Source organism: Candidatus Krumholzibacteriia bacterium, assembly GCA_030748535.1.
Classification (GTDB): domain Bacteria; phylum Krumholzibacteriota; class Krumholzibacteriia; order JACNKJ01; family JACNKJ01; genus JASMLU01.
Genome location: JASMLU010000001.1, coordinates 632,227 through 659,015, shown reverse-complemented (window position 1 = coordinate 659,015; position 26,789 = coordinate 632,227). Strand labels below are relative to the sequence as shown.

The 26,789-nt window shown below is 57.5% G+C and carries 22 protein-coding genes; 17 read left to right on the top strand and 5 right to left on the bottom strand.

Features of this window, described 5'->3' with window-relative positions:
• Positions 1-9: 9 nt before the first annotated feature.
• From QGH30_03085 to QGH30_03065, 5 genes are read left to right on the top strand one after another with little or no spacing between them, the layout of a single operon-like run.
• Positions 10-1,266, top strand: coding sequence for a COX15/CtaA family protein (locus QGH30_03085; protein ID MDP7021318.1), 1,257 nt, complete (start codon positions 10-12; stop codon positions 1,264-1,266).
• Positions 1,263-2,285: a carbohydrate-binding family 9-like protein gene (locus tag QGH30_03080; GenBank protein ID MDP7021317.1), complete on the top strand. Its 1,023-nt coding sequence runs from the start codon at positions 1,263-1,265 to the stop codon at positions 2,283-2,285. The genes QGH30_03085 and QGH30_03080 overlap by 4 nt, the downstream gene beginning before the upstream one ends.
• The gene (locus QGH30_03075) at positions 2,282-4,279 is read left to right on the top strand and encodes a sodium:solute symporter (GenBank protein ID MDP7021316.1); all 1,998 of its coding nucleotides are present in this window, start codon (positions 2,282-2,284) and stop codon (positions 4,277-4,279) included. The genes QGH30_03080 and QGH30_03075 overlap by 4 nt, the downstream gene beginning before the upstream one ends.
• Positions 4,263-5,204: a glycoside hydrolase family 130 protein gene (locus tag QGH30_03070; protein ID MDP7021315.1), complete on the top strand. Its 942-nt coding sequence runs from the start codon at positions 4,263-4,265 to the stop codon at positions 5,202-5,204. The genes QGH30_03075 and QGH30_03070 overlap by 17 nt, the downstream gene beginning before the upstream one ends.
• Complete coding sequence (locus QGH30_03065) at positions 5,201-7,978, top strand: glycoside hydrolase family 38 C-terminal domain-containing protein (GenBank protein ID MDP7021314.1); 2,778 nt, start codon at positions 5,201-5,203, stop codon at positions 7,976-7,978. Before QGH30_03070 ends, QGH30_03065 begins: the two co-directional genes overlap by 4 nt.
• A gap of 30 nt (positions 7,979-8,008) precedes the next feature.
• Here the strand turns inward: QGH30_03065 and QGH30_03060 are convergent, their stop codons facing one another.
• Both QGH30_03060 and QGH30_03055 read right to left on the bottom strand, forming a co-directional pair.
• Positions 8,009-8,713: a class I SAM-dependent methyltransferase gene (locus tag QGH30_03060; protein ID MDP7021313.1), complete on the bottom strand. Its 705-nt coding sequence runs from the start codon at positions 8,711-8,713 to the stop codon at positions 8,009-8,011.
• Positions 8,714-8,721: 8 nt separating this feature from the next.
• Positions 8,722-10,902, bottom strand: coding sequence for a FlgD immunoglobulin-like domain containing protein (locus QGH30_03055; GenBank protein ID MDP7021312.1), 2,181 nt, complete (start codon positions 10,900-10,902; stop codon positions 8,722-8,724).
• A 128-nt stretch (positions 10,903-11,030) separates the two neighbouring features.
• On the opposite strand from QGH30_03055, the gene QGH30_03050 reads away from it, so the two are divergent.
• The 10 genes from QGH30_03050 (at position 11,031) to QGH30_03005 (ending at position 21,034) form a co-directional block, all read left to right on the top strand.
• Complete coding sequence (locus QGH30_03050) at positions 11,031-11,351, top strand: hypothetical protein (GenBank protein ID MDP7021311.1); 321 nt, start codon at positions 11,031-11,033, stop codon at positions 11,349-11,351.
• A complete protein-coding gene (locus QGH30_03045; GenBank protein MDP7021310.1) occupies positions 11,348-12,814 on the top strand; it encodes a TonB-dependent receptor in 1,467 nt (488 codons plus the stop codon). Before QGH30_03050 ends, QGH30_03045 begins: the two co-directional genes overlap by 4 nt.
• Positions 12,815-12,863: 49 nt before the next feature.
• The gene (locus QGH30_03040; GenBank protein MDP7021309.1) at positions 12,864-14,270 is read left to right on the top strand and encodes an NAD(P)/FAD-dependent oxidoreductase; all 1,407 of its coding nucleotides are present in this window, start codon (positions 12,864-12,866) and stop codon (positions 14,268-14,270) included.
• A complete protein-coding gene (locus QGH30_03035; GenBank protein MDP7021308.1) occupies positions 14,267-14,680 on the top strand; it encodes a VOC family protein in 414 nt (137 codons plus the stop codon). The genes QGH30_03040 and QGH30_03035 overlap by 4 nt, the downstream gene beginning before the upstream one ends.
• Entirely contained in the window at positions 14,664-15,335 is a 672-nt protein-coding gene (locus QGH30_03030) for a Crp/Fnr family transcriptional regulator (GenBank protein ID MDP7021307.1), read from the top strand. Before QGH30_03035 ends, QGH30_03030 begins: the two co-directional genes overlap by 17 nt.
• Before the next feature lie 64 nt (positions 15,336-15,399).
• Positions 15,400-16,071 carry a hypothetical protein gene (locus tag QGH30_03025; GenBank protein MDP7021306.1) on the top strand — a complete coding sequence of 224 codons (672 nt, stop codon included), beginning with the start codon at positions 15,400-15,402 and terminating at the stop codon, positions 16,069-16,071.
• Positions 16,071-16,475, top strand: a complete 405-nt coding sequence (locus QGH30_03020; protein MDP7021305.1) for a hypothetical protein — start codon at positions 16,071-16,073, stop codon at positions 16,473-16,475. The genes QGH30_03025 and QGH30_03020 overlap by 1 nt, the downstream gene beginning before the upstream one ends.
• A gap of 1 nt (position 16,476) precedes the next feature.
• Entirely contained in the window at positions 16,477-16,752 is a 276-nt protein-coding gene (locus QGH30_03015) for a DUF1858 domain-containing protein (protein MDP7021304.1), read from the top strand.
• Positions 16,753-16,840: 88 nt separating this feature from the next.
• Positions 16,841-20,071 (top strand): T9SS type A sorting domain-containing protein, encoded by a 3,231-nt coding sequence (locus QGH30_03010; protein ID MDP7021303.1) that lies wholly within the window; start codon positions 16,841-16,843, stop codon positions 20,069-20,071.
• A gap of 12 nt (positions 20,072-20,083) precedes the next feature.
• The gene (locus QGH30_03005) at positions 20,084-21,034 is read left to right on the top strand and encodes a PorV/PorQ family protein (GenBank protein ID MDP7021302.1); all 951 of its coding nucleotides are present in this window, start codon (positions 20,084-20,086) and stop codon (positions 21,032-21,034) included.
• On the opposite strand, the gene QGH30_03000 is transcribed toward QGH30_03005, so the two are convergent.
• Positions 21,031-21,792 carry a UDP-2,3-diacylglucosamine diphosphatase gene (locus QGH30_03000; GenBank protein MDP7021301.1) on the bottom strand — a complete coding sequence of 254 codons (762 nt, stop codon included), beginning with the start codon at positions 21,790-21,792 and terminating at the stop codon, positions 21,031-21,033. The genes QGH30_03005 and QGH30_03000 overlap by 4 nt on opposite strands.
• A 191-nt stretch (positions 21,793-21,983) precedes the next feature.
• Here QGH30_03000 and QGH30_02995 point away from each other — a divergent pair, with 191 nt between their 5' ends.
• Together QGH30_02995 and QGH30_02990 are read left to right on the top strand one after the other, a co-directional pair.
• On the top strand, positions 21,984-23,396 hold the full coding sequence (locus QGH30_02995; GenBank protein ID MDP7021300.1) for a trypsin-like peptidase domain-containing protein: 1,413 nt from the start codon (positions 21,984-21,986) through the stop codon (positions 23,394-23,396).
• Positions 23,397-23,462: 66 nt separating this feature from the next.
• Complete coding sequence (locus tag QGH30_02990; GenBank protein ID MDP7021299.1) at positions 23,463-24,320, top strand: RNA polymerase sigma factor RpoD/SigA; 858 nt, start codon at positions 23,463-23,465, stop codon at positions 24,318-24,320.
• Positions 24,321-24,326: 6 nt separating this feature from the next.
• On the opposite strand, the gene rplC is transcribed toward QGH30_02990, so the two are convergent.
• Together rplC and QGH30_02980 are read right to left on the bottom strand one after the other, a co-directional pair.
• Positions 24,327-24,968: a 50S ribosomal protein L3 gene (gene rplC, locus QGH30_02985; GenBank protein MDP7021298.1), complete on the bottom strand. Its 642-nt coding sequence runs from the start codon at positions 24,966-24,968 to the stop codon at positions 24,327-24,329.
• Between the two features lie 131 nt (positions 24,969-25,099).
• A complete protein-coding gene (locus tag QGH30_02980; GenBank protein MDP7021297.1) occupies positions 25,100-26,716 on the bottom strand; it encodes an alpha/beta fold hydrolase in 1,617 nt (538 codons plus the stop codon).
• Between the last annotated feature and the right edge of the window lie 73 nt (positions 26,717-26,789).

Genomic DNA, 26,789 nt, shown 5'->3' with positions numbered 1-26,789 from the left:
CAGGTGGCGATGTTCTTTGACCCCGAGCGCCGTGCGGCACTTCTAACTTTCGGTTTTCTGGTCACGGTGGATATGTGGATCTGGGCCTATCTGGGTCATCTTCCCGGATTTCTGTGGCCAAGCTGGTTGATTCTCTTGCTCATGCTGGCCTGCCTTCCCCTGGGGGGCTTCCTTGCGGCCCGCTGGAGCGGGGGAGGAGTGCAGAAGGGCGCAATGGTGGGGCTTCTGGCCTCTCTGCTCAACCTTCTTATTCTCGGGAGTCTTCTGAAGGAGGCCGGTTCCTGGGCAACCCTGTTTCTGTGTGGAAATCTCCTCCTGGGAGTTCTCCTCGGTGGGTTGGGCGGCTTTCTCTCGCGTGATTCCGGGGACTGGGAAGCCCCGGACTGGAACTCCGGTTTCACTGCTGTGGTTTCTCTTTCGACCTTTTTTCTGCTGGTGGCCGGAGGCCTGGTGACCAGCAAGGAAGCAGGCTTGGCCGTTCCGGACTGGCCCAATTCCTTCGGCACGAACATGTTTTTTTATCCCTTGTCGAAGATGAGTGGCGGCATCTTTTACGAGCACTCCCACCGACTGCTGGGTTCCCTTGTAGGCCTGGGTTGCCTTGTACTCGCCCTGCATCTATCGGCCAGCCGGGTTTCTTCTCGCCTGAAGAGAATGGCCTGGTTTGTCCTGCTGGCGGTTTCTTTTCAGGGTTTGCTGGGGGGCTTGCGGGTGACGGGAAACCTGACCCTGAGCCAGGAAGCGGCGGATCTTTCTCCGAGCATCCTTCTTGCCATGGTGCATGGGGTGTTCGGCCAACTGGTTTTTGCGCTTCTGGTGATGGCAGCGGTCCTGATGAGTCGAAGCTGGAGGGTAAGAGAGGAGAAGTCGGACAGATCGGAGAGAAGAGCTCTCAACCTTCTGATCGCGGCCCTCCTCCTCCAGTTGTCTCTCGGGGTTCTTGTCAGACATCTGGCCTGGGGACTGTGGATTCATATCGCCGGAGCCTTGTTGGTGTTTCTTGTGGGCTTGACGGTGGCTGCCCGATTCTGGGAGCATGCAGAGAAACGGGGACTGTTTCGGCCGATGGGGAAGGGCCTTGCGGCTCTTCTCGTTCTTCAACTCTGTCTGGGAGTGATTGCTGCTATTGTGATCTTTACTCCCCTGAGAGAGAACAGCACTGGATTGGAAGTTCTGGTGAGCACGGGACATCAGGCACTGGGAGCCCTTTTGCTGGCCCTGGTTTTTTCCCTGCGTGCATGGGCTTCAAGGAAGGAGACGGTGTGAGGTTATTTCTGGTTCTACTCTGTCTTGCCAGTCTTGCGATGGCGTTTGACCGCCCGATGATCGAGACTCCGCCGGAGACCTATCTCTGCTATCAAACCTCAGATTCCCTGATCATTGATGGAGTTCCGGAGGAGGGTTCCTGGCAGTCTGCCAAGTGGACCCGGGAGTTTGTGGATATTGAGGGGGACCTCAAGTCCGCCCCGATGCTTCGCACACAGATTCGAATGCTCTGGGATGAGAGATTTCTCTACATCAACGCAGTCATGGAAGAACCGGATCTCTGGGCTACGCTGGAAGAACGCGATGCCGTGATCTATCAGGACAATGACTTTGAGGTCTTTATCGATCCCGATGGAGATCACCACGCCTACTACGAACTCGAGATCAACGCCCTGGGAACCGAGTGGGACCTCTTTCTGGTGAAACCCTATCGGGACGGGGGTCCCGCCTTGCATGCCTGGGACATTGCGGGGCTGCAGACAGCAGTCGCACTTTTCGGAACCCTGAACGATCCGACAGACCGGGACAAGGGATGGAGCGTGGAGATTGCCATCCCCTGGTCTGTGCTGTCCGAAGCGGCAGGCCGCCCGTCTCCGCCGGATGCCGGCGATCAATGGAGAATGAACTTCTCCCGGGTGGAGTGGGATCTTTGGGTCGAGGACGGTCAATATGTGAAGCTGGATCTTCCCGAACACAATTGGGTCTGGAGTGCGCAGGGTCTGGTGAACATGCACTATCCGGAACGCTGGGGGATTGTGCAGTTCTCCCGGTGGAAGGCCGGTGAAGGGGAGGATCCCTTCCTGCAGGATCCTGCATTTGAGATCCGCAAGCGCCTGATGAATGTCTATTACCTGCAGAAGGAGTTCCACGAGATCAGCGGTCGCTATGCATCCGATCCCCTGGCTCTGGGGATTGAGGATCAGGAACTGGAGTTGCTTCCTGCTCCCGGTGGCTTTCTCGCCATGATCGGAGACTGGCGTGTGGATGAAGAAAGCCGTCTCTGGAGGGAATCTCCTTGAACTTCACCCTTCTCGACTGGGGCATTGTCGCTGTCGTGCTTGCCCTGATGGTTTCAGGGATTCTCCTCAGCCGTAACTACATGCGGGGAGTCGCTGACTTCCTCGCAGCAGGACGGAACGCCGGTCGCTATGTCCTCAGCCTGTCTCAGGGCATTGCGGGCCTCGGGGCGATCACCATCGTGGGTCTCTTCGAGATGAACTTCATCGCAGGCTTTTCCATGTCCTGGTGGGGGCTTACCATGGGAGTGGTCATCCTCCTGATGACCGTTTCGGGCTGGGTTGTGTATCGATTTCGCCAGACCCGTGCCCTGACTCTCGCGGAGTTCTTCGAGAAAAGATACAGCCGGAACTTTCGAATCTTCGCCGGCCTGATTGCCTGGCTTAGCGGGATCATCAACTTCGGGATTTTCCCTGCGGTGGGGGCGCGGTTCTTTATCCATTTCTGTGGATTCCCCGAGTACTGGATCCTTGGCGGCATTTCCCTTCCGGTATTTCCCCTGCTCATGCTCTTCCTGCTTTCCCTGGCTCTCTACTTTGTATTCTCCGGAGGGCAGGTGGCCGTGATCATCACGGACTTCATCCAGGGCGTCTTTGTGAACCTCGTGTTCCTCGTCATTCTCTTCTATCTGATGAGTGTCGTCGAGTGGGGACAGATCATGGAGGCTCTGGCTTCCGCACCGGACAATGCTTCCCTGATCAATCCCTACAAGACCAGCCATGTGGAGGACTTCAATCTTGTATTCTTCCTGATCGGGATTTTCGGGGTTTTCTATGGAGCCATGAGTTGGCAGGGGACCCAAGGGTACAACGCTTCGGCCAAGACGGCCCACGAAGCGAAAATGGGCAGTGTTCTGACAAACTGGAGAGGTTTTCCCCAGGGGATTTTTCTCCTCATGGTTCCCATCATGATCTACACCGTGATGCGACACCCGGACTGGTCGGCACTCTCTTCGGTGGTGCAGGGCCAGTTGCAGCAGGTCGACAGTGAGACGCTTCGCAACCAGTTGCGCGCACCTCTGGTTCTGGTTCAACTTCTTCCGCCGGGTCTGCTTGGCGCATTCGGAGCGGTCATGCTGGCGGCTTTTATCAGCACGCATGACACCTACCTTCATTCCTGGGGGAGCATCTTTGTGCAGGATGTCATTCTTCCCTTCCGGAAGAAAGAACTGACACCGAAGCAACATCTGCTGGCACTGCGGCTTTCCATTTTCGGAGTGGCTCTCTTTATCTTTTTCTTCAGCCTCCTCTTCCAGCAGAGCGAGTACATCTTTCTCTTCTTTGCCATCACGGGAGCGATTTTCGCAGGAGGCTCCGGTGCAGTGATCATTGGAGGTCTTTACTGGAAGCGCGGGACGGCGGCCGGAGCCTGGACGGCTCTCAGCAGCGGAGCCATGATTGCTGTGGGCGGCATCCTGATTCACCGCCTGGATGCAGGGCTCTTCGAACTCAGTCGCGGACATCTTCCGGCACTGGCTCGCCACTTCTGGTCAGTTCTTCACTGGCTTTACGAAATCAATGGCCAGCAGTATTGGGCACTGGCCATGTTTGCCTCAACGCTTCTCTATGTCGCCGTTTCCCTGCTAGGGCGCAGGGAGGTGGATCTCGACCGCTTGCTTCATCGAAACGAACACGCCATTGCCGGGGAAATGGAAGTGGTGGAGAAAACTCCGACCCGTGGGTGGAAAGTCCTGGGCATGGGACGCGAGTTCACCCGCGGGGACAAGGTGATCTACATCGCGAGCTACGCATGGACAGCGATCTGGACCCTGATCTTCCTTGTGGGATCTGCCATCAACCTGAAGAACCCGGCAGATGACTCTTCCTGGGGCAGTTTCTGGAAAACCTATGTGATGATCCAGATCGTGGTCGCGGTTTTCGTCATGGTCTGGTTCACCATTGGAGGAGTGAGGGATCTTCGGGAGATGTTCTCCCGTCTCGGAAAACCGGAGCGGGACGAGAGTGACGACGGGAGGGTCGATGCCTCTTCATCGTGATTTCCGGCAGCCTCTTTTGAGTCGTGAGAACCTGCCGCCTCCCTGGAACGACTGTTCTGCGGTTTTCAATCCCGGGGCTCTTCGTATCAAGGGTAAAGACCACCTCTTGCTTCGTGTGCAGGATCGTGGTCGCCGAAGCCTGCTCTTTCATGCGACTGAGCAGGGGGATGCTTCCTTTGCCGTGGCAGGGGAACCTGTCCGTGTCGGGGAACTCGAGATCCCCGGAGAAGAGATCTTTCATGTGTACGACCCGCGGATCACTGTATTTGAGGACAGGATCCTGGTCTGCCTTGCCCTTGATACGGATCGTGCCTGCCGGCTGGCAATCGCCACAACGAAGGACTTCCGGGCCCTGGACTTCCTGCCACAGTCCCGCGGAGACGACCTTCGCAACGGGGTTCTTTTTCCCGAGCGTATCGGAGGACGAATCGCCCGTCTCGAGCGTCCCAATCTGGGTGGAAGCGGTGATGAAATCCGGCTGGCCTATTCCGATGATCTCCTGCACTGGGAGCCCGGGCCGGTGATCATGCGTGGAAGACCTCGCTTCTGGGACGAAAGAATCGGTGCGGGACCTCCTCCCCTCAAGACCCGCGAGGGCTGGCTTCTTGTCTACCATGGAATCGCAAGCCACTTCGCCTCCGGCGACCTCTATCAGGCGGGAGTCGCTCTTCTGGATCTCGAGGATCCCTCTCGCCTGATTGCACGAAGTGCTGTGAACATTCTGGAGCCGAGAGAAACCTGGGAACTGACGGGACAGGTTCCCAATGTCGTGTTTCCCAGTGGTCTTACCGTGGACTGCGATGAAGAGGGCTTTGCAGACCCCGAAGCACTGTTGCGAATCTACTACGGAGCTGCCGACACAATGATCGGGCGAGCCAGTACCCGCGTCCGGGATCTCATCGACATGGCCCGGGAGGAAGCATGACTGCCCCCCGAACTGCCTATATCGTTTCCCACACGCACTGGGACCGGGAGTGGTATCAGAGTTTCCACGAGTTCCGATTCCGCTTCCACGAGATCTTCCAGGAGATACTGGAGCGTCTGGAAGAAGGGGGCGCTTTCCGTCACTTCCTTCTCGATGGCCAGCTTCTCATCCTCGAGGATTTTCTTGAGATATTTCCGGAGGAAGAAGCCCGCATCAGAAGACTGGTCGAATCGGGCCATCTCTCTCTGGGTCCCTGGTACATCCTGCCCGATGAGTTTCTTGTCAGCGGGGAAGCGACCCTTCGCAACATTTTCTTTGGCCATTCCCTGGCAAGACGGATGGGGGGAGTACAGAAACAGGGCTACATGCCCGACAGTTTTGGACACTTGGCGCAGATGCCCCAGATCCTTCAAAAGTGCGGTATCGGGAGTTTTCTCTACACCCGCGGCAATGGCGATGAGATTGACCGCACGGGGCAGGAGTTTCTCTGGAAAGCGCCGGACGGGAGTGAGGTCCTCGCCCTCAATCAGTGCGAAGGCTATTGCAATGCCGGGGGCCTGGGCCATGAGGAAATCTGGCATGCCCACACGCCCAGGAATGTGAGCATCCAGAGAGCAGTGGACAAGATTCGGGAACTCTTTGAGAAGACCCGGCGGCGTTCAGCAAGCGAGAACTTTCTCATCAGCAATGGTTGTGATCATTTTCCGGCACAGAAGGGCTTCGAAGAGATCCTCCGGGCACTGGAAGAGGCTTTCCCGGAAACGGAGTTCTCCCACGGCCCGCTCTCCGATTATGTCTCCGCGGTTAGCATGGAAGAACTTCCCCTGAAAGTCCATGAAGGGGAGTTGCTCGGGGCAAGACTGCACTTTGTCCTGTCGGGAGTCTGGTCAAGTCGTGTGAACCTGAAGCAGGAGAACGACGAGATCCAGGAACTCCTTTGCGGGCAGGTCGAGCCTCTTGCGAGCTATGCATATTTCTGCCAGGAGCAAAACTGGCCGGGCGAGGAATTGGCTTACGCATGGAAGAAGTTGCTGGAGAACCATCCCCATGACAGCATTTGTGGTTGCAGCACCGATGCTGTTCACCGGGAAATGCTCTCCCGATTTGCTGCCGCCCGAGAAAGTGCGCAGGGCTTGATTCAGAGGGCGCATCGAAAGCTCTGCCCGGAGTTTGCTCCGGAGCCGGAAGGGGATCAGGACACCCTGATTTCGGTCTTCAATCCGCTTCCTGAGAAGCGAAGCGAAGTCGTGGAGAGAATGATCCTGCTTCAGCCCGGGACTCTGGACTTCAATAAACTGCGCCTTTTCGATGAAGAGGGAAACTTGCTTCCCCAGGACAGGGTCTTCCTTCAGGAAGTGGAACGGTTCTGGGGAGTGGACTACCGCAACCTTCCCGATTGCAAGGAGCAGTTGCAGTGCTTTGAAGGCTATCGGCAACACTTCGGGGAGCGTCTTCTGAATCCGGAAGCAGAGAGCGCAGACCGTTATCTGCATCTGGTTTTCGAAGCAAAAGATCTCCCGGCTCTCGGGCACCGGAACTACCTGCTTCGGGAAAGCGATGAGGACCTGCCCTTGCTCCCCGGCGACCCGGTTTTGCGTGGTGAGCGTTCCCTGGAAAACGGGCAGCTTTCGATGAGGATCTGCGATGAAGGGCTCGAGCTTCTGCATCGAAAGACCGGTCGCAGGTATTCACAGCTCTGTCGCTTCCTGGACGAAGGAGATCGGGGCGATGAGTACGACTTTGCCGCTCTGCCTGAAGGAGCTTTCGAAACGGATTTCAGTAACTGGGAAATCCATCATCCGCCCTCTACGCCGCTTCGCGGGGTTCTGGAATTGCGAGGTTCTTTTTTACTTCCAGTTTCCTTGACGAAAGACAGAAACAGCAGAAGTGGGAAGATGGTGGAGTGTCCGGTGCGCCTTCGGATTTCACTCGACGCAGGAAGTGATCGTCTGGACCTGGAAGTCCGCATCGACAATCGTGCAAAGGATCATCGACTCCGCATGGACTTCCCCCTGCCTTTTGAGAGTCAGGAGCTCTGGAGCGAAGATGCTTTCCGGGTCGCTCTGCGTCCTGTCCATAGAGAGTGGAAGGACGACTGGGCACAGAAAGAACTGAGAACCTGGCCCCAGCAGGGTTTCAGCCTGATGCAGGACGATCAGGGAGGACTGGCCGTATTTTCCAAAGGGCTGAAGGAGGTGGAAGCCCGGGAGGACGGCTTTTCCTTTACGCTTCTTCGTGCCGTGGGCTGGCTGTCCCGGGATGATTTCCCTGAAAGAGGAAACGCAAATGCCGGCCCGACAATCCCCACGCCGGATGCTCAAATGCAGGGAGAGCAGTGTTTCTCCCTGTCTCTTGTCCCCTTCCGGGGAGACTGGCGCGATGCGGATGTTTTCGGCAAGTCACTTCGATGGCGAAGAACGCCGAGAGTGCGTCAGGGTGTGCTCGAGGGAAGTGCTCCTTCCCGCAGCCTGATTGCCAAGCAAAACCCGGGAGTCGCCTTTTCCGCCCTCCGTGTCCACGAGGAACGGGGAACAATGATCCTTCGACTGTTCAATCTTGGTGAGGAGCCGCAGGTCGAGACTCTCGACTGTAAACTGCCGATCCGGGGAGTCTGGATCTGCAACCTTCTGGAGGAACGGGAGCAGGAACGGGAAGTTCAGAAGACGGGCAGTTTTACGGTAGAACTTGCTGGCCATGAAATCCTGTGCCTGGAGATACAATGCACTTGTCTGGACGCAAGCGCCGAGCTTCTTTCGCGATACCCAAAGCAATGATGCGGGAAAGAGTCTGCGGCCAGCCTCTTGTCACATGCGCTCAAATCCATCGAACTGCACCCACATTCCACACTTGCAGGTGAAGTCCTGAGGGCCATCCCCGAGGATTTTGAAGTTCCGGATGCCGGCCTCCTTCAGGATGGATTCCATCTCTTCAGGGCTTAGCTTGCTAACTCCCTCGGGACCGATACCCCGAATCTTCATCTCTTCCTTGATGCTGGAGCGGGCCTCCTTGGGCATTCTGCGACCCATTCCTCCTCCGATATAGGCCGCGCCGCCCTTCTTGAGAACCCGAGCGATCTCCGAGAATGCGAGTTTCTTGTCCTCCCAAAATAGAAAGGATCCACGGCTCACCACGAGATCGAAACTCTTGTCTGCAAAAGGCAAACTCTGAACGTTCGCATAGCGGGTCGAGACCTGTCTTCGGAGTCCGGCCTCTTTCAGGTTTCGGTCGGCAATACGAAGAGCTGCGCGATCGATGTCGCCGAGAACCACCTTCATGCCGCTCATGCGAGCAATCTCGATTCCGAGGTATCCGCCGCCCGAGCCGATGTCCAGACAATGCCCTTCGCTGATGCCTGTGTCCTCGAGGATCTGCTGGGCAAGCAGGGGGTAGATCGGTGCAAAGACTTCCCTGGCAAACTGGTCAAACTCCCGAGCGCCGGAACCATGCCCGGGTCCGCCCTGGGGTGTGCAGGCCAGAAGGAAGAGGAGGAGGAAAGCGATCCTTCGCATGAGACTCCTTATCGAAGGTGAAGAACTTTCTGATAGCTTACGGTATCATGAGATTTCATTCTCAGGAAGTAGACACCCGCAGCGACCCGGTTTCCCTCCTGATCGCGACCATTCCATTCCAGTTCGTGATAGCCCTCGGGCAAGGACTCTTGAAGAAGACGGGCGACTCTCCGTCCGCGAACATCCAGAACACTGAGTTCCACGGGACCGTCTTCAGCGATTCTCCAAGACAGGCGGGTGCTTTCCCGGAAGGGATTCGGGAATCCTCCGATCAGCCCGGAAACGGCAAAGGGATGATCTCCAGGTTCTCCGGGGACAGCAACTGCCTCCGGGTTATAGCGGAATATGTCACCGTTGGGAGTGGTGCAGGCGAGAAGATCTCCCGCAGAGGTTTCAAAGAAACGGAGAATCTCATGAGCCCCTTCGAGGGGAGGGAGGTTTTCCCAGTTCTGGCCACCGTCCCAGGAACGGCAGGCCACGGAGTCGGGCCCCGGCTGGTATCCCACAATGAGCGAGGAATCATCGAACTGCTCGATGTCATAGACACGAACTGCATGGATCTGCCCATGTCCAATGTCTCCGCTGTCCTGCCAGTTGATCCCGAGGTCAGTACTGAACTTGGCAAAGCCCATCTCGTTATGCCCCCAGCCACTCATCCAGAGAGTGTCGCCGGGAGTTTCCAGGAAAGCCTCAATGCTGGCCATCCCGCTGAAGGTGTAGAGAGTGTTCCAGTGGTTGCCTCCATTGATTGAAACCATGGGGTTGCCCCAACCACCCGCCATCAGGAGTCCGTTCGAGCTTTCAAAAAGCACCGTGACGCCATTCTTCAGACTCGACAGGGGCGAGAGAAGAGACCAGTTGCTTCCTCCATCCAGGCTGTGAAATAGCAGACATTCTGGAGAAGTCCCTGCGAGAATGCGACCATCGGAGAGTTCGTAGAGGGCACGTACGGCCGTGGCCGTCGGGAGATTGGAAGAGAGAGTCCATGTGTCTCCCTGATCACTGGAGAGGAATATGTCGCCGAAGGGATAGGTTCCGACAAGAAGATCCCCGGCACTGGTATTCAGCAGGGAGTGGGCGATCATGGCTCCCGGAAGTTCCGCACAGGCTTCCCAGGATTCGCCCGCATCACTGGATCGGTAGACCCGGGCAGAGGGAGCCGTCGCCGCAAAGAGCATCCCGCTGGCATCCTCGGCCATGTCATAGACATTCCAGGCTCCTTCCAGTTCACCCAGTTGAACCCAGACCCCGGGTGAAGCAATCACCAGTTCCGGCTCCACGATGGAATCCAGATAGGAAATCCAGATATCTTCTGTGCCCGCACTCCCTTCATAGGATTCGCTTGCACCATAAAAGCGGTTCAGGTCAGAAGAGACCCAGGTGGAACAAAGAGGCCGGTCCATGTTGAGGGGTGCGCCAATGTTCTCTGCGGGCCCCCAGTCTCCTTCGACCCATTCGCTGACCCAGATGTCCGCATCTCCGTAACCTCCCGGGCGGGGGTTGGAGAAATCGGAAAAGAAGAGGAGACTGTCATTTTGAGAGATGAAGGGTCGAACCTCTGCCTTGAGGCTGTTGATATTGGGTCCCAGCTCCTGGTGGTCGACCCAGTCGTCGATCGCACCGCTCGGGCCCCGGCTGCAGACCCAGATGTCCTTGTCCAGAGCATAGTAGAGAGTCCGCCCGTCCAGGCTCAGGCAGGGGTCGGTTCCGTTCTGGATGAGTTGCGACTCCTGAAACTCTCCGCCAATTCGAATGGAACAGAAGATGAAATTGCCACTGTGAAAGAGAAGCGTGTCGCCATCAGCCGTGGTCGTGGGACTGCGATCGGCATTCTCGGAATTTACGTTGGGGCCCAGATTGCTGACGGGCCCCCAAGTACCCTCCACTTCGTCCCACTCAGCGTGGTAGATGTCCCAGATTCCCTCGAACTCATCATCTGCCGGGCCCGCATGGCCCGAGGCGCGAATGAAGAAGATCTCGTCTTCATCGGGCGTGAGCCAGGGATTGCAGTCCGAGTCGTAGTTGGAAACCGGCACACTGATCAGATGACTGTAGTCCGTTGCCCAGCTTCGGTCTCCCTGGAGCGGCGCAGCGTGAGAGGGAAGGGGAAGCAGGTCGCGAGAACAGGCCTGTAGCGCTGGAGCCAGTGTGAACACGGCAAGAGCAAGGGGAAGACAGATTTGCTTCATATTCCTCCTGATTCGCCCCCATTATAACGGAATCCTTCGGATCAGGGAAGAGTTCACCAGGTTCCCGATGCATCCTGAGCCTTGCCTGCAGGGCAGTTTCCAGATACTCTCGCCAGAAAGGAGATGCAATGAGAACCCTCACAATCCTCTTGCTTCTTGCTTCCGGTCTTTTTGCTCAGGAGTCTGATTCTCTTCAAACCCGAAGAGCCGAAGGACCTGCTGACTGGGAAGTCCCGGAAGCGATTCTTGTGACCGCCCGCAGGGAGTTCCTCCTTCCCGAGAGACTTCCCACTCCTGTTTATGATCTCAATCTTCGGGATCTTGAAGAGCAGGGGGCACGCCCTCTTTCCCGAATTCTGGAAACCGCTCCCGGTGTACAGATGGAGGGGGTGATCAAGGGAGCAATTCACTTGCCTTCCCTTCCGGCCGCCTTCAGCAACTTCAGGTGATTCGCGGTGCCGGGGGAACGCATTTCGGCCCGAATGCCCAGGGAGGGGTCATCAACATTCTCGGCCGGGATCCTCAAGATGCTTCAGAACTGACGGCACGGGGGGGGAGCCGGGGGCTTTTCTCTCTGGATGGTTCCCGGGCCTGGCAGAGTCCCGCTGCGGAGTGGAGTCTGGAAGCGGGGCAGAAAGAAAGCGAGGGCCACCTTCCCAACGGTGACTCCCGGCTTCACCATCTGGGGGCGAGATTGAGAAGTCTCCACGGGAGATTCCATCTGGATGCAGGAGTGGCCTTTGGCGAGTACGGGGTTCCCATTATGCCGAACCGTTACGAGCGTTTCCGTGACTGGAAGAACACCCGCTTGTCTGCTCGCCTTCAGGGCCGCCTTTCCTCGCGTAGCCGCTGGAACCTGAGTGTTTATGGAATTGGGGAAAGCAGTGTTCTCGATTCCTATACGGATGCAAGTCTCGACACCCTGAAGTCGGAGAGTCCTTTCAAAACTCTCGGGACTGGTGCCGAACTGTCCTTTCACCGCGTGCTTGGCAGCGGGACGATTCTGGGCACGGGATTGCAATGGCGCAGGGACTCAGCGGACATGCTTTTTCTGGGAGGAAGGCAGGCGGAGAGCATTCTGGGGAGTTTCCTCCGCTGGACCCACGAGAACCCGGGTGGCATGAGGAGCGAGGCCGGTCTTCGGGGAGACTGGCATTCGAGCGCGGAAGCGGCCTTTGCCGGGCATCTCGGGTTTTCACGAAGGCTCACTCCGGAATACTCGTGGCCTGAATTGAGGGCTCGTGGACAGGCCTATCGCGGAAGCCGCTTCCCTGCGCTTCGTGAGTTCTATTTGACTGCACCGGCACCGGGGTGGGGAGATCCGGATCTTCTTTCGGAATCCAGTATCGGCTGGGACGCGGGACTGGACCTTCACCTGAGCCAGGCGATCCAGTTGCGGCTGACCCGCTTTGAATCGAATGTCTCGAACCTGGTCGAGCGGGATTTCTCTCAGGGCATGCCCTGGCGTTTCGTGAATCTGGAATCCGTCCAGATGAATGGCTGGGAGTGGGAGGGAGTCTGGAAACCCGGAAAGGACCTTCAGCTTCGCGTGAACCATGAGACTCTTGATGCCTCCAGCGGCCCGGAGGAAACCCCTCTCAATCTCCGCCCGGAGACCCGGACAATTTCTCACTCCGGAAACAGTTTGCAGATTTCGGGATTTCCTTTTCTTCCCTGCATCGAGGCTCCCAGTTATACCTCCATCAGGAGAGCGGAAGAAGATCGAAGCCTATGCCTTGCTGGGCTTGAGACTGAGCAGCAGTCTGCCCGGCTCCTGGCTTCTCTCTCTGGATGTCGAAAACCTGATGGATCGGGAATACGAGGTCGATGGACACCACCTGTCCCTTCCCACGCAGGCGGGGCGACCGAGGACGGTGATTCTGGGGTTTTCCAGAAAGCTGGACTCTTCTGAAAGACTTGACCCGAAACCCTGATTGTGAATGATCTCTCTAGGGAGAATCATGAACTCTGAAAAGCATTTCAAAACGATCGTCATCGGGGCCGGCCCCGGCGGAGAGGACTGTGCCCGCCTTCTCTCCTCCTCCGGCCATTCGACGGCTCTTGTCAACGATGCCCCCCTGCCCGGCGGAGAGTGTCTGTGGAGAGGCTGCATTCCCTCCAAGATCTGGCGGGCGACGGCAGACCGGATCCGGGACAGTCGCCGAAATGCGGAGTTCGCCCTTGTCTCCGCAGAGGCTCCTGCCCTGGACTGGAAAGCTCTGCAGGACTTTCGCCGTCGCTTGCAGGAGGAACGCGGGGCCTTGGCACTCAAGACCGACGCTTCTGCGAAAATCAACTACATCGAGGGTCGGGCGCGATTTACGGCCCCCGGGACACTGGAAGTGTCCGGGGAGAGCTACTCCTTTGACACGGCCGTCATCGCCGTTGGCGCTCCACCCTTCCTTCCTCCTGTCGAGGGCCTGAAGGAAGCTCTGGAAAAGAGCCGGGCCAGCACGAGCGACAGTGTCTGGGATCTGGAGGCAGTTCCGCAGCGACTGGCCGTACTGGGCGCAGGTGCCATTGGCATTGAGATGGCACAGATTTTTGCGGACTTCGGTAGCCGGGTTCGGGTTTACGAGATTCTCGACCGCATCCTTCCGGAGATGGAAAAGGAGATTTCCTCGAAGCTCGAAGAGGCTCTTAGAGAGGAAGCCGGGCTGGAGATCCGGACCTCCTGCCCCTTGCAGAAGATTGAAGTTCGTGAAGATCACCTGATCCTTCATTCGGATTCTGACACGCAGGAAGTGGATCACCTGATTCTGGCCACGGGAAAGCGTCCCGACTTCGCTAAACTGGGGCTCGAATCCCTTGGACTGGATTCCGTCGGTACTTTTCTCACGACGGACAAGAGCTGCCGGACCTCGGTGGAAGGCATCTATGCCGTGGGCGATGTGAGTGGCGGACGCATGCTGGCTCACAGCGCATCGCGAGAGGGTCGAGTGGCGGCCCGGAACATTCTTGGAGAGCACTGCGAATACGATCCGGATCTGGATGGAGGAGTGATCTTCTCCCGTCCGCAGGTGGCCTCCTTCGGTCTTAGTCTGGCGGAGGCGAAAGAACGCGGAATTGCCGCCGGTGAAATGAAACTGCCCCTCAGCGTGGATGCCATGGCTGCCATCCATCGCGAGAAGCACGGACTCATCAAAATGCTGGCCTCCGAAGAGGACGGCCGGATTCTCGGGGTCCATCTTTTGGCCGAGCATGCGGACACTCTTGTCGGAGAGGCCGTGGCACTGGTCACTGCGGGAGTCACGGTCTACCAGTTGTCCGAGGCCGTGCATCCCCATCCTACACAGACGGAGCTCTTTGGAGAAATGGCTCAGCGCCTGGCTCAGCGCTTTCGCCGAAGGAGAAAAGGAGATTCGTGAACCTTCGTTTTTTGGATCATCTGAATCTCAGCATCTCTTCCTTTGAGGATACAGTGACTTGGTACTCTCGGGTTTTCGGATTCAAACTGGTGGAAGAAGGAGTGCAGGACGGCACGAAGTGGGGCGTAATCCGGGCGGGCGAAGCCTTGCTTTGCATCTACGAATACCCCGACTGTGAACTTCACGACCGCTTCGAGATGCGAAAGCGAGGACTGCACGGACTCAACCACTTCGGTCTGCGGATCACGGATGAAAAGGAATGGCTCGATATCATCGAAAGGGAGAATCTGGAGATTCTCTATGATGGCCCCATTCGCTGGCCCCATTCGACGGCCTGGTATCTCAAGGATCCCACCGGCTGGGAAATCGAGGTCGCACTCTGGGACGGGGATCATGTCGATTTTGATTGAACTGAAGGCCTCGCCCTTTTTTCAGGAACTCTCCCAGGACTTTCTTGAGAAGGTCATCGAAATTGCCAGCAAGCAGAAGCATGGGAAGGGTGAATCGGTGTTTCATGCCGGCGATGAGGTGATGGGATTCTACATCGTCAGCCAGGGAATGGTGAAAGTCAGCGTCAGTGGCAGTTCAGGGCGGGAACAGGTTCTCCACTTCATTCGCAAGGGCGAGAGCTTTGGGGAAGCGGCTGCACTGGGGCATCGTCAATGGCCGGTCAATGCTGTGGCCATGGAAGATTGCCGACTGATCCATGTGCCCGCAGCCCCCTTTCTTCGCTTGCTTTGCGAGAACCCCACTTTCTCCCGACAGGTTCTTTTTTCCATGGCCCGAAAGCTCATAGAGTTTCGGCGCATTATTGAGGATCTTTCCATTCGGGAGGTTCGGGCGAGGCTGGCACTCTGGCTCCTGAGGGAAAGGGAGCGCCACGGTGACAGTGATGAAATCGAACTCCCCGTGGGAAAAGGAGAACTGGCGAGGCTTCTCGGCACAACGGCAGAAAGTCTTTCCCGGTCTCTTCGTATTCTGTCCGAGCAGGGCCTGATTCAGGTTGATGGCAAGCGCATCCGGGTTCTGGACGAATCCGGTCTCCGTGAGCTTGCTTTGGAGTAAGCTTGACATGTATCAAGGCGTTTTCTTCTTCCACGGCTCATCTTTTCCTCAATGAAGGAGGAAGATGAGCCAATTTCTTGGTCCCATTCACCATTGGATTTTTGCACAGGTCTGTCTCTGCGAGTCCCGGGGCGAAGTACTTTCCCGCGGGCTTCAGGATAAATACGGGGACGAGGCCGTCGAGTGCTGGAATAGCCTGAAGGGACGGTTCCCCGGTCAATTCGAGGGTGCCGACCTGGAAGAGTTGCTTGCCGGGCAGGGAATCCACCCGGCGCTGGATGCCATGATTGCCACCGTGCAGTCTCGCGAAGCGGGCCTGATTGCCTGGGGCCTGGAACAAGCGGAGGGGGCGGATACCTTGCGGGAACTCTTCTCCTCCGATGGATCGGCTTGGGGGGAGAAGCTTCGTGCTGCAGGCAAGGGTTCTACGGAACCCCGGGCGCTTTTCGGGGCACTTCGCGAGGTTTGGCTTGAGGGAATGCCCTGTGACGTCGCGGGAGAGATCCTTGCGGAGTCAGAGGACCGTTTCGACTGGGCCTGGCCGACTCTTGTTCTTTCGAAGTACTGGGAGGAGAGTGGGCTGGGAAGTTCCGAAATCTTCCCCTTGCATCTGGAGTGGATGAACTCCTTTATCAGGACAGCCTCCGAGGGAGAATCCTGCCTTGTGTGTACGGAATCTCCCCTTGAGGGCGGCGAGCGTTATGTCTTCAGCATCCGCAGGAAGGAAAGCACTTGATGGAAACCTATGCGAAGAACTTTATCCGGGTCTCGGTCATTAGTCTGGTTCTCGGTTTTGGACTGGGGCTTCTGATGACGTCGCAGGCTTCAATGATGGCTTTCCGCCCCATTCATGTTCACCTGCTTCTTCTGGGCTTTATGAGCATGATGGTATTCGGAGTGGGCTACCACATCATCCCCCGCTTCCAGGGTCATGCGATCATTCCCTGGGCCTGGGCAACCCTGCACTTCTACATTGCCACTCTGGGCCTGTCGGCCATGCTTCTCGGCTGGTACTTCCGGGGGAAGGGCAATCCCCATGACTGGCTACTTTACCTGGGCGGCGGCATGGAGTTTCTCGGGGTTCTGATCTTCCTGTTCGTGATGTTCCGGGGTCTTGTCCCCGTGAAGAAGGGAGCCTGAGATGGCGGAAATCACCGGGGATACCCTGATTGGAGAAGTGTTTTCCATCAAGAAGGGTGCGGATGAAGTAATCCAGAAGTACATGGGCAAGGGCTGCTTTACCTGCCCGGCCATTACCACGGAGCCTCTTTCCATGGCCTCCAGCATCCACGGGATTGATCTCGATGCACTGCTGGGCGAACTCAATGCACTGGAAGACGGGGTGACCGAGATCTCGCTCGGTCCGCCCGAGAGAAAGGGCAGCTTCCTTTCCAATCTTCTGAAGAAGGATCCCTGAGCTTGCGGGCGATTTCTTGACGCTTTGACGGGTGCTGTCTATACTTCCGCGCCGATTGGACCCTGTTTCAACACGGAAGGTAGCCTTGATGACAAACCCGGCCCGGCGCCTGCAAAGCGTCTCCTTGGCTTTCTTCCTCACCTTGGTCCTTGCCCTGTCGGTGCTGGCCCTTCCGGTTCCCCCTGCTCCGGATCCTGAAAGCCAATCCCCGGGCGGCTGGGAGATTCCGGAAAGCCCCCGACCCCTGAGCCCGCGCAATCTTCACTGGCTGAACGGGAACCGCTCCGGGCAGGTCGAGGGCACAGTCTCCATTCTGGCCCTGCTTCTCGAGTTTTCCGACGCCTCCTTCGATTCTCTCTACTACGATTTCGCTGACACTCTGGGAGTGGAAACCCTCGACTGGTTCGAGCGCAAGCTGGAGAGGGTCCGGGACTACTACCGGACGGTTTCCGGGGGGAGGGTGGACCTGCAATACAGCCTTCAGGATTCTATCCGTGTTCTCCCCGGGAAAATGGAAGACTACGGCGACGATGATCTGGACTGGGTGGAAGGGGGCCACTCACTGGCTCTTGATGCAGTGGCTCTTGCGGATCCGGATCTTGATTTTTCCGCCTATGATCTGGTTCTCATGATTCACGCAGGAAGCGGGCAGGAGTCCGATCTCTGGCGAGATTCCCCCGAGCAACTCTGGAGCGGCTATGTCGACTACGAGTCGCTGCAGGAGACCTTTGTCGACTCCATTCCCGGTTTTCAGGGAATTGCAACCGCCGATCAGGACAGCAGCTTTTATCTGCAACGATTCTGTATTGCACCCGAGAAAGAGATTGAGGAAACCGGGGATTATCCCACGATTCTGGGAACCCTGGGTGTCTATGTCCACCAGATGGCAGGCTACCTGGGAATGGTCAGCCTGAACGACTATCTCGAACCGCGTGCCCAGGGTGCCGGCAACTTTGAACTGATGAGCAGCGGACTCTGGAATGCTCTCGGCTTTGTGCCCGGGCCTCCTTCAGCCTTCAACCGTATGCTTCTTGGCTGGGCCGATCCGGTACTTGTCGGCAAGGACGATTGCCTGTCCCCGGAGGAGGGGGGAGGACTTTCCCTTCGCGTGCTTGAATACTCTGCCGGCAACGGGGACTCTGCGATCCTGAAGTTCCCGATCAGTGATCGTGAGTATTTCCTCGTGGAAAACCGGAATCAGGATGCCAACGGGGATTCGATCTTCACCTTTGACGACAGCAATGCCAACGGGATACCCGACAGTGGCGAGAGTCTGCTGGGCGCGGAGTTCGATTATTACACGACCAAGACCAGTTCGAGTGACGACCAGTTGGGAAGCGGTCTTCTGATCTGGCGCATCGATGAAGAGTTGCTTCGCATGAGCTTTGAGGGCGGAAGCAATGTGATCAATGCCTGGAACGATCACTACGGTGTTTGTCTCCTGGAGGCGGACGGCTATCCCGATCTTCGTGTAAGAGGCTTCTATTCAGAATCCTGGGGCAGTGATTTTGACGCTTTCCGGGCAGAGGGCGACACCCTTTCTCCCGGCATTGCCCTGCCCGAAACCCGGACATCCCTGGACGAGAACAGTCTTCCCTCTACCCGGGATGCTGAGGGAAGTGACACGGGTTGGCGTTTCCATTCCATTGGTTCTCAGGGTCCGGCCATGGGCATTACCGCCCGCTGGGAAAGCGATCCAAACATGTCCGTCGAGGAAGTGGCCTTGCCTTCCCGCTTCCCTCGGGGAGATCCATTGCTGATGGAGGATGCCTTTCTCTACCTGTCCTACGATGAAGCCGGGGATAGCAGCTATGTCTCGGAAGTGAGGGACCTTGTTCCAGAGGACCTTCACGCTTTCGAAGGGGACTGCATCGGCTCGCTCCTTGCCGGGGATCTCGACGGGGACGGTCAGGAGGATTGGCTGGCCCTCACGAGGGATGGGCAACTTGTCTCATCTCTGGGAAGCCTCTCTCTGGGAGGTGAGTTTCATTCCGGAGCCATGCTCTTCGATCTTGGGGGAGCTCCGGGAATGGAGATCCTGCTTGCAGAGGTTTTGCCCGACTCCGGGCAGGGGCAGGCAGAAACGCGTCTGCGGATCTGGAACCTCTCAGCGGGAGAAGTGAGTGATTTCGGCAACTGGGAGCAGGCCTGGTCGGGAGTGTTCCCCGGAGTTCCGGTTTCCGATCCCGCCCTGGGGCTTGATGTTCCCACTGAGGAGCGGGGCTACGACCATCCCGCCCCCTCTCTTGCCAGTTTTCACATTGCACTTGCCGACTCAGTAGCCGGGGAAACCCGTGTCTGGCGGCTGGGAGCTGGCGCAGAGGAAATCCTGGGATCCTTCTCCCTCGACTCTCTCTTCGGGCGTGTGGACCTGGCCTGCGGGGATCTGGATGCCGATGGTGTGGATGAAATCCTCGTGCAAAGAGAAGGGCTCCTCAGTCTCTGGTATCCGGAAGGACGCTTCGGGGGGCCCCAGGCCGGCGAGTTCTTTTTCCATTCAGAAACGATGCAGGGTTTCGGGGGCACCGTGCTGCCGCTGGATCCCCGGGGAGAGGGGAATCTGGAAGTCCTGTCACTTCTTTCCGATGCGGTGTCCTTCTTCACAGCCGATGCTGTGATGAGAGAGGATGGGGCCACATCGATTCCCATGAGCGCGCCCTTGATTCTTGAGGACCTTCCTGCCGTTTGGGCCTTGCTTCTCCGTGATGAGTCGGGGAAGGATCGGCCCCTGCTTCTTAGTCGGGATGGGCGACTTTTTTCCGATGGCAACCCTTCCGGCACTCCTCTTCCCATCGGCGGGAACCAGATCTCCAGCCCGCTGATCCTGCCCGGAGCCGAAGGGAAGATCATGGGTCTTCGTTTCTTTGAGCTGGCTGAAAGCAGCACGGCTGAAGAGGACACTCTCCATAGCTCGCCGCGCTTGCACTTCTGGAGCGTGGACTCCCCTTCCCCTGAGGGCTTCAGCTCTCCCTGGGCCATGGGGGGGAGCGATGCCCGGCGAAGCCGGAGGCTTGCCTCTTCGAAGGCCTGGGTGTCCAGTTCCGGGAGCGAGTCCTGGCTTATCGCCCATTGCTGGCCCAACCCGGCGCAGGATGTCGTTCACTGGACTGTGGAATCCGACAGCCCGGATCATGTTCATCTGGAACTCTATGATCTGGAGGGGCAGCTACTTTATCGGGAGGAAGCCGATCTGGATGGCTTCAGCCCCTGGCAGGCGGAAGTCCTGGTGGACGGCCTTGCCCCGGGAGTTTACTTTTATCGTATCCACTCGGAGAACAGCGGGCGCCTGAAAACCGGCAGCCTTGCTGTGATCCGCTAATCGGGAGTTGGCATGAAACGCAGCCTGATTCTTTTCCTGCTCTTCGCAGTTTCTTCCCAGGCCTATGAGGCCGGAACCTCGGGTCTGCTCTTCCTTCGTCTGGGTGCGGGCGCGCGCGCCGGGGGAATGGGCGAAGCTCAAACCGCCGTGAGTTCCGGTGGAACGGCTCTCTACTGGAATCCTGCAGGACTGTCTCTTTCATCTGCTGACTTGTATGTGTCGCACAAGGAGTGGATCCTCTCAACAAGGCAGGAGTTTCTGGGGATGAGTTATCCCTTGAGCGGCGGCGAGCGGGGAACTCTGGGCTTCGGGCTCACAGCCCTGACCATGGACGAGATGGAACTCTACGAGGGTCCCGGGGATCCTGTCGGCCACTTCTCGGCCTTTGACATGGCCTTTCATCTTGCCTGGGGAGGGAGCTTTGGCTTCCTGCCTGAGGGCCTTCATCTGGGCATGGGAACGAAGTGGATCTACAGCCGCCTTCATGAGGACAGCGCAAGAGGCTTGCTTTTCGATGCGGGAGCCCTGCTGGAAACGAAGATCCCGGGCCTGACCTTTGCGGGAGTTCTTCAGCACTTCGGCCAGGCCATGAAGTATCGGGAGGAGACTTTCTCCGCTCCCCTGACCATGAAGGCCGGCCTTGCCTGGCGTCCGCCCATGATTCTGGACGGTTCAGCACTTCTCGCCTACGACCTGCTTCTGGTCGGCGATGGAGACATCTCCAGCGATGATGCAATCGGGGAGGCGAAGGCCATGAACACCCGTCATCATCTGGGCTTTGAGTTTGATTATCAGCAGATTGCGTCTCTGCGCGTGGGCTACAAGTACGGCTACGAATCCCAGGGTCTGACGGCGGGGGGAACAATTCACTGGGGTCGCTATTACCTGGATTACGCCTTCATGAACCTGCTGAACGATCTTGGGAACTCCCACCACTTCGGAATCAGTGTGGACCTCCACTAGAGTTCAGGCGCAGTTTCCTTTTCGATTATTCGTCCTTCTGCATCTTTCAGGGTGAGGACTCCTCCCTGAAGCTCCGCATGGGAGAAGTGCTGGATCCAGTCCCCCAGGCAGACCATTTCCTTTTCGCCAAGAATCCAGTGAAAAGCCAGGTGAAGGTGCCCGAAGAGAAGGGCATCGATTTCCTGGCCCAGGAGGGGCTGTAGTCGCAGACTCTTCTTGGCATCCCGTTTCATGGATGCAGGGCGGCCAAAGAGACGACTGGAGTTCGCCAGACGGTCGGCGGCCCAGAAGGTGAAGTCGGGGTGGAGCAGGCGGGAGGCGGAGATGAAAAGGGGATTGCGAATCAGGGACTTGAGCATCTTGTAGGACCAGTCTCCGCTGAGGAGTTCATCTCCGTGGAGGAGAAGCAGTCGCTTCCCCTGTATCTCCACACGACATCCATCGGGAGCGATGTCTGCACCCAACTCGTCCCGGAGAAAGGAACCCAGCCAGTAGTCATGGTTTCCTCCAATGAAGGTCAGGCCGGTTCCCGAATCCCGGAGGCGGCGCAGGGGAAAGAGAACCTCTCCATAGCCCTTTGGCAACACGCGTCGATACTCAAACCAGAAGTCGAAGATGTCGCCGAGAAGGTAAAGGTGTTCGGCACCTTCAATCTTCTCGAGAAATGCCCGGAAACGGCGGAGTTTTTCCCGTTCCGAGTCGGAATCCCGGCTGCGGAAATGGGCGTCAGAAAGAAAGAAAACGGATTCGGAACTCATGCGACTCCTTGTGAAAGAGAAGACTAGTGAATAAAAAGCACTTTCGGAAGGAATTTCGGGAACTTTCCAACATGGGAGCGGTATTTCAGCATTGAACCGGGCATTTTCTGCCCCGGCTGATTTGAATGGTCGGCGCAGGGGCCAGGTTTTCTGTATTCGGGCCCCAAGCCACACAGGAAAGGAATTGCATGATGTCAGGACGTTTTCTGTCTGTGGTTTCCGCATTGCTTATGATTGCCGGAACTGCTTCTGCGAGAACGGCTTACGACATGAACCAGGGAATTGTCAGTCCCTTCCGGACAGTGGCGGAGAAGGTGGTTCCCGCGGTGGTTTCTGTGGAAGTCACCCGAACGATGAACCATCCGGAGCTTCCGGGCTTTCGTTTTCATCAGATGTTCCCCCGGGAAGGTATCCAGGAGCAGGAGGTTCCCGGTTCCGGTTCCGGTTTCCTGATCGACGGTGAGGGCTATGTCCTGACCAACAATCATGTAGTGGCCGGAGCGACGGAACTGAAGATCCGTCTGGCCGGGCATGACGAGGCCCTGAGCGCGGAGCTTGTGGGATCCGACCCGGACACGGATCTGGCCCTTCTTCGGATTGATGATCCCTCAAAGCGCAAATACCCCTATCTGACACTCGGAGACAGCGATGAGGCACATGTGGGGGACTGGGCCGTTGCCGTGGGCAATCCCCTCGGAGAGTTGGAAGGCACCCTGACCGTGGGAGTGATTTCCGCCAAGGGTCGGAGTGAACTGGATATCCGGGGCGGAGCTCCCCGCTTTCAGGACTTCATCCAGACCGATGCAGCGATCAATTTCGGCAACAGTGGCGGGCCGCTGGTGGATATCCAGGGCCGTGTCATCGGTATCAACGCCGCGATGAACGCGGGTTCCGAGGGAATCGGCTTTGCCATTCCCGTAAACCTCGCCAAGCGCGTGCTTCGTGACCTTAGAATCCATGGCAATGTGGAAAGAGCCTTTCTCGGCGTGGCGCCCAAGGAACTGGATACCCACTGGGCAGATTACTATGGCTCGGACCTGGAAAAGGGAATCCTGATTGACCGGGTCAGCCCCGGCGAGCCTGCGGACCGGGCAGGTCTTCTGGCCGGCGATGTTCTGGTGGAGTTTGATGGGGAAGAACTGGGAGATCTGAATCATTTCCGCCTGCTGGTTGCCGGGAAAGATCCTGGCGACAAGGTGAAGATCCGTTATTTCCGCGATGGGGAGTTTCACGATAAGAAAGTGAAGCTGGCCCGTTTTCCCGAGTCAGAATCCGGGCGGACCACCCCCGCTCTCAAGAAGGCCTCTCCGGATCACTTTGCCGGAATGAGGGTTCGTTCTCTCCCTCCCTCGTCCAATGCAAGGGCGAATGAGGAAGGGGTATTTGTGGTCAGTGTTGAGGACAAGAGTCCCGCAAAAGAGGCGGGACTGCTTGCTGGTGACCGGCTTGTGGAGATGAGTTCCCCGCAGTTCGATATCAGCATTGTCACCATGGATGATTATACAGAGGCAGCATCCCGGCTTTCGCTTGCTTCTGCGATTCGATTGAGGATTGAGAGATCGGGCCGGGAGACCTACCTGCTCCTGGACCTGAATGAAGACTAGATTTGCCCCGCTCCTGCTTGATCGGGCAGGGCGGCCCCAGGGTCGCCCACAAGCAAGGGAGTTTTGATGAAAAACAGTAAGACCATTCGCCATTCCGGTGAGAAGAGCCTGGATGCCTATCTTCAGGACATCCATGACACGCCCCTGCTCAGTCGTGAGGAGGAGGCCGATCTTGCGCGGAGGATCCGCAAGGGTGATCCCTCTGCAAAGGACAAACTGGTTCGAGCCAACCTTCGTTTCGTGGTGTCCTATGCACGGCGCTATGCCGGGCAGGGTCTCAGTCTGCCGGACCTGATCAATGAGGGGAACATCGGACTGATCCGCGCCGCAGAGCGTTTCGATGAGACCCGGGGTTTCAAGTTCATCAGCTATGCAGTCTGGTGGGTGAGGCAGGCCATGCTACAGGCTTTGGCAGACCAGTCCCGTATCTATCGTGTTCCGACGAGCCGGGCGAACGCTCTCTATCGTCTGGGCAAGGCTCAGGCGCAACTCTATCAGGATCTCGGCCGTGAGGCCTCGGTGGAGGAAATCGCCGAGAAGTTGAGAGTGAGCCAGCAGGAAGTGCGAAGCACGCTGGACATCTCTCATGCACCGCTCTCGCTTTCCGATACCTGGGGTGACGAGGAAGACAACCCTCTTCAGGACTATCTGGAAGACGAGAATGTGGAGTCCCCCGACAAACTGGCTTTCAGCAACTCGCTCCGCAAGGAAGTCGGGCGGCTTCTCGATAGCCTGAGTGAGAGGGAGCGCCTGATCCTCATGCGTTACTTCGGAATCGGGGGAGTCGAGAGAGAGACTCTCGAAGAGATCGGCCAGCATCTGGGTCTTACTCGAGAGAGAATCCGCCAGATAAAGGAAGAGGTCTTCGAGAAACTTCGTTCCCGAGACCTCGTCCATGAGATGAGAAGCTATCTGGAAGGCTAGCTGCTTCTAGGCCTTTACGCTCTTGCGAATGTGGAGCAGTCCGCCCGTGGGTCCCGGCACGGCACCCTTGACCAATAGCAGGCTCTCCTCGGCCCGAACTTCCATGACCTCCAGACCCTGAACAGTAACCTGCTCGTTTCCATGACGACCGGCCATTCGCTTGCCCTTGAAAACACGGGAAGGGGTGGCGCTTTGACCAATCGATCCTGCGTGGCGCATGACTTCATGACTTCCGTGGGTGAGGCTGGCGGTTCCATGCATCCCGTGACGCTTGATCACTCCGGTAAAACCGCGGCCCTTGGATGTGCCCGTCGCGTCAATCATTTCGCCTTCGCTGAAATAGTCTGACTTCAACTCATCGCCTACATTGAACTGGTCCAGTTCGCTCTCATCGAGGCGGGACTCGCTCAGGTGGCGCAGGGGGTTGAAGCCGGCCTTGTGAAAGTGACCCTGCAGGGCTTTTGAAGTATTCTTGGCGCGCTTGGGCTCAAAACCGAGCTGAACTGCATTGTAGCCGTCCGTCTCGACGGTCTTTTTCTGGATAATGTAGTTCGGTCCCAGCTGGACTACCGTCACAGGGATCTGCCGTCCATCTTCCTTGAAGATATGGGTCATGCCGAGTTTTTTGCCGAGTAGATTCAGACTCATGATGCCTCCTGAATTACAACCGTGCTCAGGGCAGAGGGTTGCGGTGATCAACCTGAAGGGGGAGCCTCTCTTGGCCCCACAGTGTGCACAGGATAGTCAGCCCGCCCCCGATTGTAAAGGGGGACGGGAAACTAGTTGTCCTGCACAAAGTTCGAGAGGGCGTCGAGGAAGTCGTCCCCGAGATGCCCTTCAATTCCGTACTCCTCGGGAGAGGGAGTTCCTTCTCCTGAGAGGAAGAGATGGTTGAGATTCTCAAAGAAGAGGGTTCTGGTTCCTTCCCGCGGATTCTCCTCGAGGCTCTTCTCCCAGATCTTTCGGTCTGTGGAAGATACCTGGTAGTCGCGACCTCCGAAGAGAAGGAGAGCCGGCGCAGATACTGCCTGAAGATCCCGGGCGGGTTTGATGTAGAGAACCGAATCCCAGTAGTCGGGTCTCGCAAAGAAGATCGTCTCATCCCTTCCCACCTCGCCGGACCAGAGCCGGGCACCGAGGGCTTCCGCTTCTGAGAGCATCTCGTCGGTCACCGTTCCGATGCTGTGCAGGTAGCGATACTGGTCGAGAGTCAATTCCAGCAGATTGCGGGCGGGAGGAGCCATGAGCAGGAGACCTGAGAGGGGGAGCTCTTCTTCTTCAATGCTTCGGGCCAGACGGGGGGCTGCCATTGCGCCGAGACTGTGCCCGAGGATGAAGCTCCGCCCGGGGTCGACTTCCGGCTGTTCGAGAAGAAGACGGTAGGCCGCTTCTCCGTCATCGAGAACTTCTTCCTGAAGCGTCATGGTCCGGATCATCGAGTCGTATTTTGCCGGGTTGCGGGCAATCACCCAGGTTCTTTTGTCAAATCGAAGGCTTGCGATCCCCCGATCTGCAAGGCCTTCGGCCAGATCGCGGAAGATCCGGTTGGGTCCGAGGGTCTCATCCCGGTCATTGGGGCCGGAACCATGCAGGAAAACCACTGCCGGGAAAGGCCCTTCGCCTTCTGGCAGGGTCAGGGTTGCTCCCAGAGAAGGGCCGCCTCCCTGAATCTCCAGCTCCCGGCCCTCATAGAGCTTTCGGCTACTTTCCTTAATGAAGAAGCTGTAGTCATCACGACGGATCTCGAAACCCTGAATGGGAACCCGGAAAGCAAGTAGCTCACCATCCTCACTCAGTTCCATTTCGCTGAGTACGCCTGCGATGGAGAGGCTGTGTTTGAAAACGGCGATTTCCTTGCCGCTGAGATATCCCCGTTTCTCGCTTCTCCCTTTCCAGGTGAGAGGGCCCGCGTATTGCGGCTGGGGGATGATGGCCAACCAGTCTCCCTCGCTTCCCTTTTCCCGGAGCATTCTTGCAAGAAGCCAGAGATGCTGGGTGAGGGCATTGTCCAGCGGGGCAAGAATCTGACCGGAGTGGGGGACGCTCTTGTCCATCGCGGCCCGCCCCCGGAGTGCAAAGTGGATCTCCCGGTTGTCGGCAGAAGCCAGAAGGGAGTCTCCAAGAGCCGTGAGCAACTGGTAGTCGAGGAAGCGATAGTCCGGGAGGAGGACCCGGGTGCGACATTCGAAGGTCTGGGGGCTCGGGAGGCTCAGGGTGCTGGAGCCTGCCAGAATCAGGGTGTCTCCCCGGGTTTCCGCATGAAATGTCTCTTCGCCGATTGTATTTCCCCCGGCTCCGAGCAGGAAGTGATACTCCCCGATGAAGGAGTCGCTACCGGCACCCAGTAGGCTTGTGGAGACGAGAAAGGTCAGGGCAAGGGCAAAACGGTTTTTCATGGTTCCTCCAGGTTCGGAAGGCAGAATAGTTCCCCGATCTGTCTTTGGCAAGCGTCTCCCCCTTGATTCCCGG